This window comes from Microbacterium sp. CBA3102 (assembly GCF_007954505.1).
GTDB lineage: Bacteria > Actinomycetota > Actinomycetes > Actinomycetales > Microbacteriaceae > Microbacterium > Microbacterium aurugineum.
The window spans coordinates 2,791,602-2,806,688 of record NZ_CP042412.1 but is presented as its reverse complement, the minus strand read 5'-3'; the positions used below and the strand labels follow the sequence as shown (position 1 = coordinate 2,806,688).

The window sequence follows — 15,087 nt, the reverse complement described above, 5'->3', positions numbered from 1 at the left end:
TCGCGGGCGCGGTCTAGATTCCCGGGTATGAGCGCTGGGGAGCGGATCTACTCGGCGGTGTTGCACCGGGACAAGCGGGCCGAGCAGGAGCTCGATCCTGAGGTGCGGCGCAATCTCGCGCCCAATGGACTTCGACTGGTGGCCGCCAACGCGCTCCAGTCCTCGGGCGATCAGATCGTCAACGCCTCGACCGTGCTGCCGTGGATGTTCAACGCCCTCGGCGTTCCCGTGGCGCTGACGGGCCTACTGGTGCCGATCCGCGAGTCGCTCTCGATGCTCCCGCAGGCGTTCCTCACGCCACTCATCGTCCGTGTGCGGTTCCGCAAGTGGGTGTTCATCTCCGGCGCTCTGGTGCAGGCTGCTTCGGCGGGAGTGATCGCCGGAACCGCCGCGCTCGGGCAGGGCCTGGTCGCCGGGGTCGTGATCCTGGTCGGGCTGGCGGCGTTCGCGCTGGGGCGGTGCCTGTGCTCGATCGCCTCCAAGGACGTCCAAGGGAGGACCATACCCAAGGGCGAACGCGGGCAGATCAACGGGCTGGCGACCACGGCGTCCGGAGTGGTGGCCATCACCCTGGGCCTGGGCATCCGGATTCTCGGCGGCGAGGACTTGGCGGCCGAACAGCTCGCGTGGCTGCTGGCGGCAGGTGCCGCACTCTGGGTGCTGGTGGCGGCAGTGTACGTCGGCATTCGCGAACCATCCGAAGAACCTGTCGGCGCCGGCCGCGTCGAGAAAGATGTTGGCCCCGGGCCGAACTGGTTCGCAGAGACCATCGCACTCTTGCGCGGCGACCGCGACTTCCGCCGCTTCGTCGGGGTGCGCAGTCTCCTGCTCGTCTCCTCACTCGCCCCGCCGTTCGTGGTGGCCCTGTCCATCGCCTCCGGAGCGGGCGGACTGTCGGGGCTCGGCGGGTTCATCCTGGCCTCCGGGGTCGCCGCCCTGATCGGCGGCAGGATCTTCGGCCGATGGGCCGACCGCTCCAGCAGGAACGTGATGACGTTCGGCGCTGCCGCGGCATCCGCGATCATCGTGGCGCTCGTGGTGCTCGTCGCGCTCCCCGTCTTCGCAGGAGCATCGCTGGCAGGCAATCTGGTCTTCGTCGCCGCCTACTTCCTGCTGACGCTGACACACACGGGCGTGCGCGTCGGTCGCAAGACCTATGTGATCGACATGGCCGAGGGCGACCAGCGCACCACCTACGTGGCGGTGTCGAACACCGCCATGGGGTTCGTCCTGCTCATCGTCGGCGCGATCAGCGCGCTGCTGGCGACCCTCGCCCTGCAGTGGGCGCTGCTGTTCCTGGCCGCGATGGGCGCGGTGGGGGTGGTCGCCTCTCAACGACTACCGGATGTCTCCAGGCGCTGACAATGGATACATGGTCCACTTCTCTGATCCCCTGCTCGAAGCCATGGCGACTCGGCGCTCACTGGGCAAAGTGGGACCGGAGACGCCGACCGATGCGGAGCTCATGCACCTGCTCGGCGCAGCGACCCCGGTAGCCGACCACAAGTCCCTTCGCCCGTGGCGGCTCATCACACTCCGTGGCGAGGACCGCACCCGACTCGGCGAGGCACTGGACGCCGCCGGCAGCGTCGACCGCGAACCTGGGGAGCGCAACCCCAAGCCCTTCCGCGCGGAGCTGCTCATCGCCCTGGTCGCCAGCCCTCGAGAACACCCCGACGTGCCCGAATGGGAACAGCACGCCACCGCCGCCGGCGTCGGCCACCTGCTCCAACTGGCCCTCTGGCAGGCCGGCTGGGGCGTCAAATGGCGCACGGGACACCTGGCCAACTCGCCCGAAGTACGGGCCGCGCACGGGCTGGCCGATCACGAACTGCTGATGGGCTGGCTGTACGTCGGCAGCATCGACGACGCCCTGCGGGACCGCCTGACGAGCTCGTCGCGCCCGATCCTCGACCCCGGGCCTCACTTCGGGCAGATGCCGCAGAGCCGTGACCGGGGTATCCGTGCGCGACGCATGAGAACTCCCTGAGCCAGAACCTACAGGATCGCGACTGCACGATGACAGTGAACCGGCGGCCCGCTGAGGGGTCGTCCACCGGTACAGGTGCGGACCATCCGGGTGAACGACCAGAACCCAGCAACTACCTAAGCCTTCGATTCCCGTAAGACTGTCCCGCAAAAATGCCCGGTGAAGGTGCCCTAGACGCTACAGTCGCCGCATGCTTGTCGGATACGCCCGCGTCTCAACCTCTGGGCAGGACCTCGCCGCGCAGCGGGACGGCCTCCACTCGCTCGGCGTCGATCCCGAGAACGTGCACGTCGACCACGGCATGACCGGAACGAACCGTGAACGCCCGGGGCTCCGCGAAGCGCTTGCCGCGGTCCGCAAAGGTGACGTCCTGGTCGTCACCAAGCTCGATCGCCTCGCAAGATCACTCCCCGACGCTCGTGATATCGCCGACGAGCTGACGCGCAAGGGCGTGACGCTGAAGCTCGGAGGTTCCGTCTACGACCCAACCGATCCCGTTGGGCGACTGCTGTTCAACGTCCTCGGGATGGTCGCGGAGTTCGAAGCCGACCTCATCCGTGCCCGCACGCGCGAGGGGATGGCGATAGCGAAGGCCGCGGGCAAGCTCCGCGGAAAGAAGCCCAAGCTCTCCGTCTCGGAGGAGAAGCACCTGGTCGCGCTGCACCGTGCCGGCACGCACACCACGAGCGAAATCGCCGAGCTCTTCGGTGTCGCCCGCTCAACCGTGTACCGAGCGATCCAGCGCGGCGGAGCGAACCCACCCGCCGCCTGACGACACCGAGCGAAGCGAGAAGGACGACACCGAGCGAAGCTGCTCACATCGCTGGGCCCGAGCACGTCGCGGACAAAGGTGTCGGTGCTTCCCCGGGCTACTTCACCGCCGCACTGCACGCAGCCACCAACGTGACCCCATCGTGACGAGTGTGTCGCTGTGCGATCTGAACATCGCACAGCGACACACTCGACGAGATCGTAGTCTCAGGCGGGGAGCTTAGAGGCCAGGACGTCCAACTTCTCGATCGTGGGTTCGCTGAACAGTTTGCCGGCCAGAATCGCGGGTCACCCCCCCGCGATTGGGAGACACGCCCTAGGTGGCACTGGTCGCACAGGTCGCCTACTCGCCGCCGATTTGCTCGCAGACGGCCATGACGTCGCGATGCTCGTCCGCGAGCCCGCGAAAGCAGCAACCGTGGCTGACCGTGTCACCATTGCGGCGGGCGACATCCGGGATACGGCAGCGGTCGCCACAGCGATCAACGGTGCCGATGCCGTCGCCTCCGCGCTCGGCCCCGTCGTCAAAGACACCACTCTTCTGCGCGACACCGCGGCGATCGTGGTCCGCGCGATGGGCGATGCGCACGTGAGCCGGTACGTCGGCATTAGCGGCGCAGGTCTCACTCTTCCCGGGGATCGCAAAAGGAACCGGGACCGGATCATCTTTTGGCTACTAAACTCGCTCGGCGGCATGCTCGCGAAGGACAAGATCGCAGAGCGCGCGATCTGGCAACGCAGCGGTCTCGACTGGACGCTCGTTCGGGTCCCCGGCCTGGTCGACGGTGCTGCAAGAGAAGTCGACCACGACGCGCACCTGTCGGGGCGTCGCACCACACTCCGTCGAAGCGACCTCGCCCGATTCATTACGGAAACCGTTGCCAACGGCGATTACTCACGCAGCTCACCGTTTGTCAGCGACCGCTAGGCGCCCAGCAAGTCCGACGATCGCGACTCGTCCGGCCCGGCGCTCGGTGGCTTCAGACGGATAGCGCATCGCGTGCTGCACGCCGTCAACCCCGGACGCCGAGGGCTACCCCGCGGTGACCGGGAAACGGCTGGGCGGAGCAGCCCTCAGCGTGCGGCCGCCAGCATGAGGGGGAATCGCCCGCGGCTTGTCGCGAGCCTCCCCAGGCCCGCAACCCTGACGCCAGCATGACACCCAACCGTGCTTACGACAAGGGCTTCTGGACGCCGCCCGGACGAGCTCAGTCATCACTGTTTCAGGCCTGGGGAAACGGACACATCTATAAGATTCCCGGATCGCCCGACTCGCCATCAGACCGATGGTGCGCCGACAGATAGTGGGTCACCGTCTCCCGGGGGCCGCTCGACTATCTGTACAGCCTCGGCTTTTGTTAGATAGTTGGGATACAGCGACCGAGAGAAGCGTCCCAGGAGGGCTGCGGCCCCGTAAACGATCGTTTGCGGGGAATGGGCACCGAGTCGGCCCTGGCCGTGAGAAATACTGTTCTCGAGCGAGGCGACGCCACTTATCGCTGAGCTTGTCCTTTGATGACGCCTGCTGTTTTGCCGAGAAAGTTGGGTTTTCCGTCTGCCCCGAAGAAGGGGGAGTCGGATTGCGCGTCCCGGAACTGGGATCTGCTCTCAGACGCGCGGGCCTCGAGCGCTCCTCGGCCTGGTGGGATCATCGAGATAGAGCACTATCAAAATCGACACAGTGTTCCGGCTCATAGGAGGTCAGTGATGACTGCAAGATCGGAAGACTCTCAGCCTGGTCTTCGCCCTGACGAGCTTGGCGAGGCGGACTGCTGGGAACTACTCCGGACGACGCAACTCTGCCGGCTCGCCTTCACCGGAGCGGACGGATTTCCCGACATCCGACCGGTGAATCATCTCGCCGTCGACCGAACCATCTATATTCGGTCAGCGGTGGACTCGAAGTTCCTTGCGGTCGCTTCTCAGCCCCGAGTCGCGGTCGAGGTCGACGGTGTCGACGACGCGGATTTCTGGAGTGTGGTGGTCCGAGGAGTTGTGGAGCAGGTCACCAGCGAGGCCGAGCTGCACCGTGTGGGAGTTGAGCACTTCAAGTCGTGGACAGCGATGCCGAAGCTGTTCGTGCTGAAAGTTACCGCCAGCGAGATCACCGGCCGCCGGTTCCCGAAGGTCGCGCGCCCCACTCCCCCGGTCTACGCCGTGCCGGTCACGGAGACAGCGCGATCGCGACACCAAGAGCTCCGGGGTGAGCGGCCTGCCCCCATCCCTCACTTTCAGCCTCCGTCGCAATCGTGAGGGCATCGTCAAGAGTCACCCTGGCGCGTATGGACTTTTGGCCATAGTGGATTAGCTACAAGTCTATATCGGCGTGTTTGGCGCGTCTTTGTATCTGCACCCCAGAGGAGGTGCCGCGGCGATGCCGACCTGACAGAGTGGTGACGTCTCCCGACGGTGGGTTGCGCTTTCTCGCACTACCTCTGGGGAGTCGGTGAGCCGGGATCTGGGGATACCGGGAGCAGTTAGCGCGTGCCCTCCGCTTTGCGGAGTGAGATGTCGGGTCCCCCTCATACGCCCCCGCGCATGAGGGGGATCGACTTTCCGCGAACCCCCTCCTGAAAGGGCCCGGAGACCTCCGCGAGCGCTGTGGTCCGTGCAGGGTCTCCGGTAGTGCCCGAGGAAGCTGAGACCCCCGGTATGCCGACGATAGACGGAGCGCAGAGCGCCGGAAGGGGGTTGATCCCTCGCGGGGCATCCGCTTGCGTCTCAGGAGAGCACTCGTCGTCGCAGAGCTGGTTCCGACCATTAGCGCGCAGCCGCCGTCCCGCGTGCTACTCGATTAGCTCCCCTGAAGACCCTGTCACACCTTCACCGCGCCACTCCTGGCTGAGAATGGTCTTGCGGGACCTCGGTGATGATGGGACTCTGGCTTCCCGTCTACGGCATCGATGGGGTGGTGGCACCTTCCTGGGAACCGGAATCTTCGACGCGGTCGGGCGGTTTCTCTCTCCCCCTATAGCCTTCAGCGCCCGCCCGCGCCACCCTCCGCTCATGATCCGCAGGTGGCCGAGTGGTGTAGTAAATCCTCGGATAGTCACTAACCCTCGTCACGCTTGCGCAAGCCTCGGGAGCAGCCAGATACGTCCGCCGGGACCGGTTTACGGCGCTCGTTTCCTGGATGCCGATACCCCTGTCCCGCGCCACCACTGCCTGGTGCGTCTCGTCGAGCTGAGCATCCACCCATCGATCGACGGACTCCCGCAGCGGCCCCGTGTGCCACGGGCGGGCCGACAGGTCCTCGATCACACCGGCGAGCTCGTCGACGCTGGTTCCTCGGCCGCCTCCCCCGTCATCGTCGTACGTGCGCGATCCGTTGCCCGCATGCCCTCAGCGATGAGGGTGAGCCGATCCCCGGCCGCGATGTCGACTTCTCGGCCAGCCGTGACCCGGTTCATCTCGATTCGCTGCGCGGCCTCCGCGAACACCCGCTGCGCGGCCTCCGCGCTGGGACTGTCTTGTTCGTAATCGCTCATATCCTTGCCCCCTGTCTCCGGTCGTGCGGTTCACATTTGTTCACCACGACGGTCGGTTCCGGGTGTTCCTCGCACAACTTCGTGATCAGTCGACTGAGCGACTACTCGTGGAGCTGGACGAACAGCATGAAGAACTCCATCTCCTCGGTGCAGTCGGCGTCGCCGTGCAAGACCTACCTGTACAACGACGTCAACCTCACAGGCTCTGTCTACAAGATCAATGGCAACGCAGCATCGCTGAGCTGGATGGACAACCTCGCCTCGTCCGTCAACTTCACGGGCTGAGCAACAACACTGTGCCTCGCAGGCGGCGGCACCTCGATCAAGGTGCCGCCGCCTTTTCCGTGTAGGCATTGTTCGGGTGGCCCGCCTGAGCCACGCCGCTTTAGACCGTAAAGGGGCCGAGCATGAACTCAACGCGGCGCGTACCGAGCGTAGTTGACTGCATCCATCAGTTCTGCGTGGGTACGCAAACTGCGAGAGGAACGCAAGAACGGCCCACTTCGAACCCTTGACGCGGAGCAGTTGCGTCTCTTCTCGCAACCCGTCCCGGTCGTCCCCGACGCGACGAAACTCTGGGGCCCGGCATAGCTGCAGTTCCGAGAGACGAACGTGCGCTACGTCGTCCAGGTGACGCGATGGACAGCGGACGTTCGGCGTCAAAGTAGAAATCGACGCCGACCGGCTCCGCTCCTGGATCTGGCAGGGGGCCTGCCAGATCCAGGAAGAGCGCACGGCGGCCTGGTGAGATCCACCCGGAACGAGCGATCAGTTACTGCTGCGTGACCGGCGCCCAGGCGCCGATGCCCACCTCGCCGAGCTCGACATCCGCATCGAAGCGATCCAGACGGAAGGCATCGAGCACCGGAGACGGCCGACCCGTGACGATCTCCTCGGCAAGCAGTTCGCCGAGGATGAGGCCGAGCGTCGCGCCAGAGTGGGTGAACAGCGTGTAGAGCCCGGAGATCGCCGAGACGGCACCGACGACCGGTTCACCGTCGCCGGGGATCGGCTTCAGACCGGCGGCGACCCGCTGGACCGTGAGTCGCGGATTCCCGGCGAGAACGCGCGCACCCTCCTCGAGCAGTCCCTGCACGGAGGCATCGGGCACGGTGAGGGATCCGTCCGCGCCGAACTCGATCGACTTCTCGGCCCAGTCCGCGTCGAGCACCAGCCGACCGTCCGGCATCGGGCGCACGGCGACGCGCGGCGTGTTCAGGACGGTCCGCACGCGCGGCTCGACCGGCTCGGTCATCACGACGAACGCCGCGGGCGTGGCATCGGGAACCGTCACGCCGAGCGCCGCCAGCTGGGCAGGCACCTGCCCGCCGGTCGCGAGGACGACCCGGTCCGCCGCGAGAGCTGTGCCGTCGCCGAGAACGACGCCGACGACCGCGTCGCCGCGCACGTCGACGCGGACATCCCCCGCGTCCTCGATGACCTCGACACCGCTCGCGACCGCCTCGGCGAGAAGGGCCGCGATCAGATCGGGCAGGTTCACCCACCCTTCTCCGGGGTTGAAGATCGCACCCTCAGCGGCGACCGCGTCAGCGTCGACGTCGGGGGCGAACTCCGCGATCCTCGTCGGCTCGACCCAGACCGAGTCGTATCCGCCCGCGCGTTCGTAGGCGAAGGTGTCGCGGAAGCTCTCGTCATCCGCTCCCCACTTCAGGGCGCCGTCGAACCGCAGATAGCTGCTGCTCTCCGGATGCTGCTCCTTCCAGGTGCGGTATCGGTCGATGCCGATCAGGCGCAGGTAGCGGTACTCGGTCGAGCGGGCGCCGGAGGAGTTCAGCCAGGCGATCGACCGGCCGGATGCGCCATCGCCCGGCTTCCCGGAGGTGACGAGCGTGACCCGGGCGCCCGTGCGGGCGAGGTGGGCGGCCGTCGAGGTGCCGAGGATGCCTGCGCCGATGACGGCGACGTGCAGAGGGGGCTGGGGGGTCATCGTTGTCCTTCATTCGGAGTGGTGCGGTCGTCGACGCGGTCGTCGACGTGATCGAGGCCCATGCGCAGCGGGGTGCCGGCGTGGATCCTCTCGATCACCTCGAGCACGCTCACGGAGTCCATCGGGTCGACGGGAAGCGGTCCGCCCTGACGGATGCTGTCAGCCAACAGGCGGTAGAACGCGCCGTAGTCACCGCGGAGGGTCGGGTGCGGCGCGAGCGAGCCCTCGACCCCGAGCACGCCCCAGCGGTCTGCGGGGGTTGTGCCGTAACCCGCGTCGATCGGCGAGACGCCGCGGTCGAGTGCGGCCTCCTGTCCGTCGAGCCCGTGGCTGGTGTAGCCACCGCGAGAACCCAGAACGTGGAAACGGGGGCCGAACTGCGGGGCGAGCGAGTTCATCCACAGATGCGAGATCGTGCCGGTGGAGTGTCGGAGCGCGACGAAGGCGTCGTCGTCGGCCCGGTCTCCCGGCCGGTTCACGCCGAGCTCGGCCGTGACATCGACGATCGGGCCGAAGAGCCGCACGGCCTGATCGATCAGATGCGTGCCGAGATCGAACAGGATGCCGCCGCCGTGCTGTGCGGTCGCCTCCGCCTTCCAGGTCGCCCGCACCTCGGGCTTGTACCACTCGAACCGCGATTCGAAGCGTCGTACGGCACCGAGGCGCCCGGTCGAGACGAGTTCCTGCACCGTGAGGAAGTCGCCATCCCACCGGCGGTTCTGGAATACCGTGAGCCGACGCCCTCTCTGCTCCGCCCGTGCGATGAGCGCGCGGCCCTCGGCCGAGGTCACCGTGAAGGGCTTGTCGACGACCACGTCGAGCCCGGCGTCGAGAGCCGCGGTCGCGATCTGCGCGTGGGTCGCCGGCGGAGTGCCGATCGCGACGAGGTCGAGTTCGTCGGCGCGCGCGAGCATGTCGTCGACGGATGCCAGGACGGACGCGGCCGGGTATCTCTCCGCGGCATCCGACGCCCTGCTCGGATCGCCGGTGACGATCATGTCGAGCGAGTACGCCGGGTCCGCCGTGATCAGGGGGCTGTGGAACACCCGGCCGGAGACGCCGTACCCGACCACCGCGGTGCGGAGGGCGGGAAGCGCGGCATCGGCCATCACAGCACCTCCGAGAGGAACAGTCGCAGCCGGTCGCTCTTCGGCGCGTCGAAGATCTCGTCCGGTGTGCCCGCCTCGACGACACGGCCTTCATCCATGAAGACGACCTGGTCGGCGACCTTGCGGGCGAAGCCCATCTCGTGGGTCACGACGAGCATCGTCATCCCACGCTGAGCGAGTTCGGCCATGAGGTTCAGAACACCCTTCACGAGCTCGGGGTCGAGGGCGCTGGTGGCCTCGTCGAAGAGCATCACCTCCGGCTGCATAGCGAGCGCACGGGCGATCGCGACGCGCTGCTGCTGCCCGCCGGAGAGATCCCTCGGGCGGTGGTCGGCGCGCTCGGCGAGGCCGACCTCGGTCAGCCTGGCCAGCGCGAGCTGCTCGCCCTCCCCCTTCGACATCCGCTTGACGTTCCGCAGCGCGAGAGCCACGTTCTGCAGCGCGGTGTGGTCGGGAAAGAGGTTGAAGTGCTGGAAGACCAGGCCGACGCGCCGTCGGAGCACGTCGGGCTTGAGCGCGAGGGCGTCGTCATCGGCGAGCATCACGCGTCCGCCCTTCGGCTCGTGCAGGCGGTTCACCCCGCGCAGCAGCGTGGACTTGCCCGATCCGGACGGACCGATGATGCACGTGGTGGTACCGGGCTCGACGGTGATCGAGACATCGCGGATGACATCGATGTCGCCGTATGCCATGGCGAGGTTCTCGATCTGCAGGCGGGATCCCGCGTAGAAGTGGCCGTCGGTCACGGGGAGCGGCGATGTGTAGGTCATGTGTTCTCTCCACGGGTGAGCGCCGGGCTGAGGGTCTGTTCGGCGACCTCGTCGAGGCCGCTCTTGGGAGGCGTCGGCTTGCGACGGCCGACGCGGAAGCGATTGTCGAAGTAGTTCACGAGGTGCGTCAGCGGCACGGTGATGATCAGGTAGAAGATTCCGGCCATCACGAGCGGCGACAGGTTGCCCGTCAGGACGGCGGCATCCTGTCCGACGCGGAACAGCTCGCGTTCGCTCACGAGCAGACCGAGGAAGTACACGAGGCTGGAGTCCTTCACGATTGCGATGAACTGGTTGACCAGTGCCGGAAGCACCCGGCGGATGCCCTGCGGCACGACGACGAGGCGCATGGCGCTGCCGTAGGTCATCCCCAACGCACGGCAGGCCTCGAGTTGGCCTCGCTCGACGCTCTGGATGCCGGCGCGGAATATCTCTCCGATGTAGGCGCCCGCGATCAGGCTCAGAGCCAGGATTCCGAGCGGGTACGGGGATGGTCCGAAGATCTGGCGACTCAGCGCGGCGAAGCCCTGGCCGATCAGCAGGATGGTGAGGATCGCGGGCAGTCCGCGGAAGATGTCGGTGTAGATGCGGGCGGGAATGCGCAGCCATGCGGTGCGGGCGACGCCCATGACCGCGAGGATCATGCCGATCACGATGCCGAGCACCGTGGCGGCCACCGAGATGATCAGGGTGTTCACCAAGCCCGTTCCGAGCAGCTGCGGCATCACCTGCCACATCGCGTCGAAGTCGAGGAATGTCTGGATGATCTTGTCGAGCCAGTCCATGGGGATATCTCCTAGTCGGGGTGCGGGGCCGAGGCCCCGCACCCGGTGAGGCGGCTACTCGCCGCCGTCGCCCTCGGTCTGCTCATCGCTGGGCAGGTACTGGTCGGGCATCGGCGAGCCCGGGAACCACTTCTCGTAGAGCTCCTTCCACGTGCCGTCCTCCATGGCCTCGTGCAGCGCTTCATCGAGAGCCTTCTTGAACTCCGGCTTGTCCTTCGCGATCGCGAATCCGGCAGGTGCATCGAACGAGGGGATGTCGATGGCGTTCTCGAGTCCGTACTGCTCGGCGTACTCCTTCGCGGCCTCGAAGTCGAGGAAGTGCGCGTCGATCGAACCGCTGTTGACGGCCGAGATCGCGGAGTTGTTGTCCGGGAAGCGCACGAGTTCGGTGTCGGTGAAGTTCTTCACCGCGTAGGCCTCCTGGAGCGTACCCTGGACAACGCCGAGACGTTTGCCGGCGAGGCTGTCCTCGTCGCTGATGTCGCTGTCGGGGCTGGCCATGACGGTGAGGTATCCGGCGAGGTACCCGTCGGAGAACGCGACCGTCTCCTCGCGCTCGGCCGTGATGCCGATCGCGGCCACGCCCACATCGAACTGACCGTTGGCGACGGCGGAGAGCAGCCCGGAGAAGTCCTGGCCGGTGAACACGACCTCGTCGATGCCGATGCGGCCGGCCACGTCGGTGAAGAGCTCGACGTCGAAGCCGGTGAACTCGCCGGATTCGTCCGTGAAGGTGTAGGGCTTGGCGTCACCGAGGCTCGCGACGCGGATCTCACCGGGCGTGATCAGCCCGTACGGATTGTCCGTCGCCGTTCCGTCACCCCCGGCGTCGTTCGAGGTGGGAGAGCAGGCGGCGAGCGCGACGACCGCAGTGGCGGCCACTGCGGCGATCGCCGTGCGGCGGAGGGTGGAGCGGATGCTCATGAGGTTCCTCTCTGAACTGCGTGGTGCGTGGGGGTTGGGATGAATTGCACTGAGACCGGTCTCACTCTGCTAGATTGAGACCGGTCTCAATGCGTTTTATCGGACAGTACACGCCTCACGGCGACCCAGTCAACCGCTAGCGTCGGATCCGAGCGCTGCCCTTGGGAGAGGCACCGATGGAGGTGGCATGAAGGAATCAAGCACGAGCCACGAGGCGACCGTAAGCGATGTCGCACGACTCGCCCGTGTGTCGAAGGCCACGGCGGCACGCGCCCTGGGTGACTACGGAGCGGTCAGCGACGCCGTGCGCGACCGTGTGCAGAAAGCTGCAGACGACCTCGGCTACCGGCCCAACGCGCTGGCCCGCACTATGAGCACAGGGCGCTCACACACACTCGGCATCATAATCGGCGACATCGAAAACCCGTACTTCGCAGCGGCGACCCGGGGCGCCGCTGACGTTGCAGCCGAAGCAGGATACGACCTCATCCTCTCGAACTCCGATGAAGAGCCCGAGATCGAGGCCAAAGCGGTCGCGGTGCAACTCGCGAAGCGGGTGGACGGACTGCTGATCGCCCCCGCCTCCTCCCTCACCGCAGACAACCTCCAGCCCGTGCTCGACGCCAGGCGACCGCTCGTACTGTTCGACCGCACCGTGCCCGGGCTCGAGGTTGATGCCGTCGTCACCGATAACCGCTCCGGAGCACGCCAGCTGACCGAACTGCTGTTGCGCGCCGGGCACCGCCGCATCGCCTTCATCTCAACACTGACGCACCCGCGGGCTTTCCGCGCGGGGGAACTCCTCTCCTCATCCGCAGTCGCCGAGCGCGTCGAAGGATTCACACAAACCCTGACTGCGGCGGGCGTCCCCCGACCAGAAGACTGCGTGCATCTCAACGCGCGCCACGACGGCGTCGACACGGTAGCGTCTCGCATCCTCGGCGGCGACCACCCCGTGACCGCGATCGTTGCATCGGACAGCCTCGTCGCGCTCGCCGCCTTCCAAACCGCGCGGCGGATGGGCGTATCGATTCCGGATCAGCTCTCACTTGTCGCCTTCGACGATGCGGATTGGATGAGCGTCACAACCCCGGACATCACAGTCATGGAGCAGCCGATCAGCGAGATCGGCGCACACGCTACCCGTACGCTTCTGCGGCGTATCGCCGGCGATGGGAGAAACCCGGAAACCACCGTCCTCCCGCAGCAGCTCGTCGAACGCGGATCGGTGGCGGCTCCTCGTCGCTGATACGGAATACACGGGCAATGGCCTCGAAAGTACGGGAAGGCCGCCTGGGAACACATCGTTCGCGGATGCACACCTCTGATACGGGATGCCATCCTCTAGGAAGGAGGTTCTGGAGCACGGCATCCCGCCTTGAGGATCCCCTGCCTCAACCCCAGAACCGAACCTGCACGGGTGTCCGCGATCGTTCGGCCCGTTCAGCCTCCTCCCCAAACAGATCATCCACAAGTATCATTTGGGCCGACCATCCATGTGGACTACCCTGCGATCGCGTAGGAGGAGTCTCTTGTTCCAGCCCAGCGACTGGGCCATGTATTGCGGCTCCGACAGATCATCGATCGCGGCCATGACAACCCCGCCTGGGGATGCAGCAGCCGGGTGCCTTGAGTACGTTCGAGGACCACGACTCTGTGGCCGCCGCTGCGGCCGGGAAGCGCGCTGCCTGAGCGAGCACCTCCCCTCCTCCGGTCTGAATGTCCAACGGCGTCTTCGGGGATCGGCCGCGAGTCGGCATGCAGCCGTATCAACGTCTGTCGAGCGAAGATCAGATTCTTGCCAGGACGACCAGCTGGCCCTCATCGATGCGGAGACGCCATATTTTCTGTGGGATCTGCGCGCCCGTAGGCGTCGTATATTCCTCTACTTGAAGTCTGAATCCATTGGCGTCCACGGAGAGCACTCCGGCAGTGAGATTGTTAGCCGCAAAGATGAGTATCTCACCGGTTGTCAGTGCGACCGACTCGGGGCGCAGCCGCGCACCGGGGTAGAGATGTGATGCTGCGACAAACCATGCAGGCGTGGCAGGCCGTTCGCCGATCATAGAGCGATACTCCCGGCACCGCTTGGGGCCGAACGTCCGGTATTAACTGAGCTTGTCAGCGGGCTTCTCGCTTCGATGAGGTGACGCGTAGCGCAGAGCGTGCCGCCCATGCCTTGGAGATCGAGCGCATCGACAACCACGTGACCGCGGTCGCAGCTCTTGTCCCCTTCCCCGTCGAGGTGGAGGCCGAGATGGGCGGGCTCTTCACCCTCCAGATCCTCTTGGGAAGCCGCATCCCCGACGGCGCCCCTGACCGTGCGGGCATCAACCCTCACGTGCTGCGCGCCACCTGGTGGATCGAGACCGGCGAAGGCGAGATCTCCGAAGAGTCCGGGATCCCGGCCACCGCCGACCCCGCGCTCATCGCCTACTGGCTCACCCAGCGCGCCGAGCAGCTCGGCAGCCCCGCAGCAGCCAAGGCCCACGAACCTCTCTCCGCCTGAGCGCCCCGGGGGCCTGGCGGATCACCCCAGGCTCCCGGGTACCAACCCGTGAATGGAACAGCCATGAGCATCAGCGCATCACGCGTCGTCTACATCGGCCGGCGACTCCTCCCCGGACAGAAGATCGCCTACTGGTACCGAGAGCTCGACGCCAGCGACATCCTCGGCGCCGCCAAGGGTGCATTCCAGCCCTACCAGGCGGGTCTCCCCGTCGGCGCCATCCTCCAGATCCGTCAGCCCGCCGATGTCCCCACCAAGATCCTCATGAACGGCCCCAACGCGCCCCGCGTGGTCGGCTCCTGGCCGCACTCCGCCGACATCGAGACTTGGCGACTCGACGACCTCGCCGACGCGCAGGCCGCACGCACCGCCCAGCGCGCCCAGAACGCACTCCAGGGCATCCCCGATACCTTCGAACAGGCCCTCGACACCCTCGCCGCCCACTTCGCCCGTCTCACCGCCACGCAGAAGGCGGCACTGCTCCCCCTCGTCCAAGCCCGTATCCTCAGCCACTCCTCACGAGAAGAACCAGCGTGACCGCACCCGCCGCCGACCCGCGCATCGCCGAACTCCTCGAGGCGATCGCCGACACCGCCCCTGGGCACACGACAACCTGGATCAGCCGCGGCATCGAAGTGACCGTCTACGGCCAACGCCGCTACGAACTCCACACCCCCACCCCCTGGGCGGTCATCACCATCGCCGGGCGGATCCGCGCTATCCGCAGCTGGCAGCAGCTCCTCGACCTCGTCGACGAGCTCGCCGCGTCGACGTCGTCCGAATGAGTATCGGC

At 66.5% G+C, this 15,087-nt stretch carries 17 protein-coding genes; 10 read left to right on the top strand and 7 right to left on the bottom strand.

What is annotated here, in order from left to right; translation table 11 throughout:
• The first annotated feature begins 27 nt into the window (after positions 1-27).
• From FGL91_RS13405 to FGL91_RS13380, 5 genes are all read left to right on the top strand, one after another.
• Positions 28-1,362, top strand: coding sequence for an MFS transporter (locus tag FGL91_RS13405; RefSeq protein ID WP_153244047.1), 1,335 nt, complete (start codon positions 28-30; stop codon positions 1,360-1,362).
• A 10-nt stretch (positions 1,363-1,372) separates the two neighbouring features.
• The gene (locus FGL91_RS13400; RefSeq protein ID WP_153244046.1) at positions 1,373-1,990 is read left to right on the top strand and encodes a nitroreductase family protein; all 618 of its coding nucleotides are present in this window, start codon (positions 1,373-1,375) and stop codon (positions 1,988-1,990) included.
• A 190-nt stretch (positions 1,991-2,180) separates the two neighbouring features.
• Positions 2,181-2,762 (top strand): recombinase family protein, encoded by a 582-nt coding sequence (locus tag FGL91_RS13395; protein ID WP_153244045.1) that lies wholly within the window; start codon positions 2,181-2,183, stop codon positions 2,760-2,762.
• Between the two features lie 249 nt (positions 2,763-3,011).
• Positions 3,012-3,689 carry an NAD(P)-dependent oxidoreductase gene (locus FGL91_RS13385; protein WP_194239220.1) on the top strand — a complete coding sequence of 226 codons (678 nt, stop codon included), beginning with the start codon at positions 3,012-3,014 and terminating at the stop codon, positions 3,687-3,689.
• A gap of 779 nt (positions 3,690-4,468) precedes the next feature.
• Positions 4,469-5,014: a pyridoxamine 5'-phosphate oxidase family protein gene (locus FGL91_RS13380; RefSeq protein WP_193762660.1), complete on the top strand. Its 546-nt coding sequence runs from the start codon at positions 4,469-4,471 to the stop codon at positions 5,012-5,014.
• Between the two features lie 1,004 nt (positions 5,015-6,018).
• Here the strand turns inward: FGL91_RS13380 and FGL91_RS13375 are convergent.
• Complete coding sequence (locus tag FGL91_RS13375) at positions 6,019-6,249, bottom strand: hypothetical protein (protein ID WP_153244042.1); 231 nt, start codon at positions 6,247-6,249, stop codon at positions 6,019-6,021.
• Between the two features lie 126 nt (positions 6,250-6,375).
• Between FGL91_RS13375 and FGL91_RS13370 the strand changes: the two genes are divergently transcribed.
• Positions 6,376-6,534 carry a hypothetical protein gene (locus tag FGL91_RS13370; protein ID WP_153244041.1) on the top strand — a complete coding sequence of 53 codons (159 nt, stop codon included), beginning with the start codon at positions 6,376-6,378 and terminating at the stop codon, positions 6,532-6,534.
• A gap of 487 nt (positions 6,535-7,021) precedes the next feature.
• Here FGL91_RS13370 and FGL91_RS13365 read toward each other — a convergent pair whose 3' ends face one another.
• The 5 genes from FGL91_RS13365 to FGL91_RS13345 are packed head-to-tail and all read right to left on the bottom strand — an operon-like array spanning position 7,022 to position 11,785.
• Positions 7,022-8,197 carry an NAD(P)/FAD-dependent oxidoreductase gene (locus FGL91_RS13365; RefSeq protein ID WP_153244040.1) on the bottom strand — a complete coding sequence of 392 codons (1,176 nt, stop codon included), beginning with the start codon at positions 8,195-8,197 and terminating at the stop codon, positions 7,022-7,024.
• Positions 8,194-9,306 carry a Gfo/Idh/MocA family oxidoreductase gene (locus tag FGL91_RS13360; RefSeq protein ID WP_153244039.1) on the bottom strand — a complete coding sequence of 371 codons (1,113 nt, stop codon included), beginning with the start codon at positions 9,304-9,306 and terminating at the stop codon, positions 8,194-8,196. Before FGL91_RS13360 ends, FGL91_RS13365 begins: the two co-directional genes overlap by 4 nt.
• Positions 9,306-10,076, bottom strand: a complete 771-nt coding sequence (locus tag FGL91_RS13355) for an amino acid ABC transporter ATP-binding protein (protein WP_153244038.1) — start codon at positions 10,074-10,076, stop codon at positions 9,306-9,308. Before FGL91_RS13355 ends, FGL91_RS13360 begins: the two co-directional genes overlap by 1 nt.
• Complete coding sequence (locus FGL91_RS13350) at positions 10,073-10,861, bottom strand: amino acid ABC transporter permease (RefSeq protein ID WP_153244037.1); 789 nt, start codon at positions 10,859-10,861, stop codon at positions 10,073-10,075. The genes FGL91_RS13355 and FGL91_RS13350 overlap by 4 nt, the downstream gene beginning before the upstream one ends.
• A gap of 54 nt (positions 10,862-10,915) precedes the next feature.
• Positions 10,916-11,785, bottom strand: coding sequence for an ABC transporter substrate-binding protein (locus FGL91_RS13345; RefSeq protein ID WP_153244036.1), 870 nt, complete (start codon positions 11,783-11,785; stop codon positions 10,916-10,918).
• A 187-nt stretch (positions 11,786-11,972) separates the two neighbouring features.
• On the opposite strand from FGL91_RS13345, the gene FGL91_RS13340 reads away from it, so the two are divergent.
• The gene (locus FGL91_RS13340) at positions 11,973-13,034 is read left to right on the top strand and encodes a LacI family DNA-binding transcriptional regulator (protein ID WP_153244035.1); all 1,062 of its coding nucleotides are present in this window, start codon (positions 11,973-11,975) and stop codon (positions 13,032-13,034) included.
• Positions 13,035-13,575: 541 nt separating this feature from the next.
• Here the strand turns inward: FGL91_RS13340 and FGL91_RS13335 are convergent.
• Positions 13,576-13,851, bottom strand: a complete 276-nt coding sequence (locus tag FGL91_RS13335) for a hypothetical protein (protein ID WP_153244034.1) — start codon at positions 13,849-13,851, stop codon at positions 13,576-13,578.
• 80 nt (positions 13,852-13,931) lie between these two features.
• Between FGL91_RS13335 and FGL91_RS13330 the strand changes: the two genes are divergently transcribed.
• The 3 genes from FGL91_RS13330 (at position 13,932) to FGL91_RS13320 (ending at position 15,079) form a co-directional block, all read left to right on the top strand.
• The gene (locus FGL91_RS13330) at positions 13,932-14,294 is read left to right on the top strand and encodes a hypothetical protein (RefSeq protein WP_153244033.1); all 363 of its coding nucleotides are present in this window, start codon (positions 13,932-13,934) and stop codon (positions 14,292-14,294) included.
• 63 nt (positions 14,295-14,357) lie between these two features.
• The gene (locus tag FGL91_RS13325; protein ID WP_153244032.1) at positions 14,358-14,831 is read left to right on the top strand and encodes a hypothetical protein; all 474 of its coding nucleotides are present in this window, start codon (positions 14,358-14,360) and stop codon (positions 14,829-14,831) included.
• A complete protein-coding gene (locus tag FGL91_RS13320) occupies positions 14,828-15,079 on the top strand; it encodes a hypothetical protein (RefSeq protein ID WP_153244031.1) in 252 nt (83 codons plus the stop codon). The genes FGL91_RS13325 and FGL91_RS13320 overlap by 4 nt, the downstream gene beginning before the upstream one ends.
• Positions 15,080-15,087: the final 8 nt, after the last annotated feature.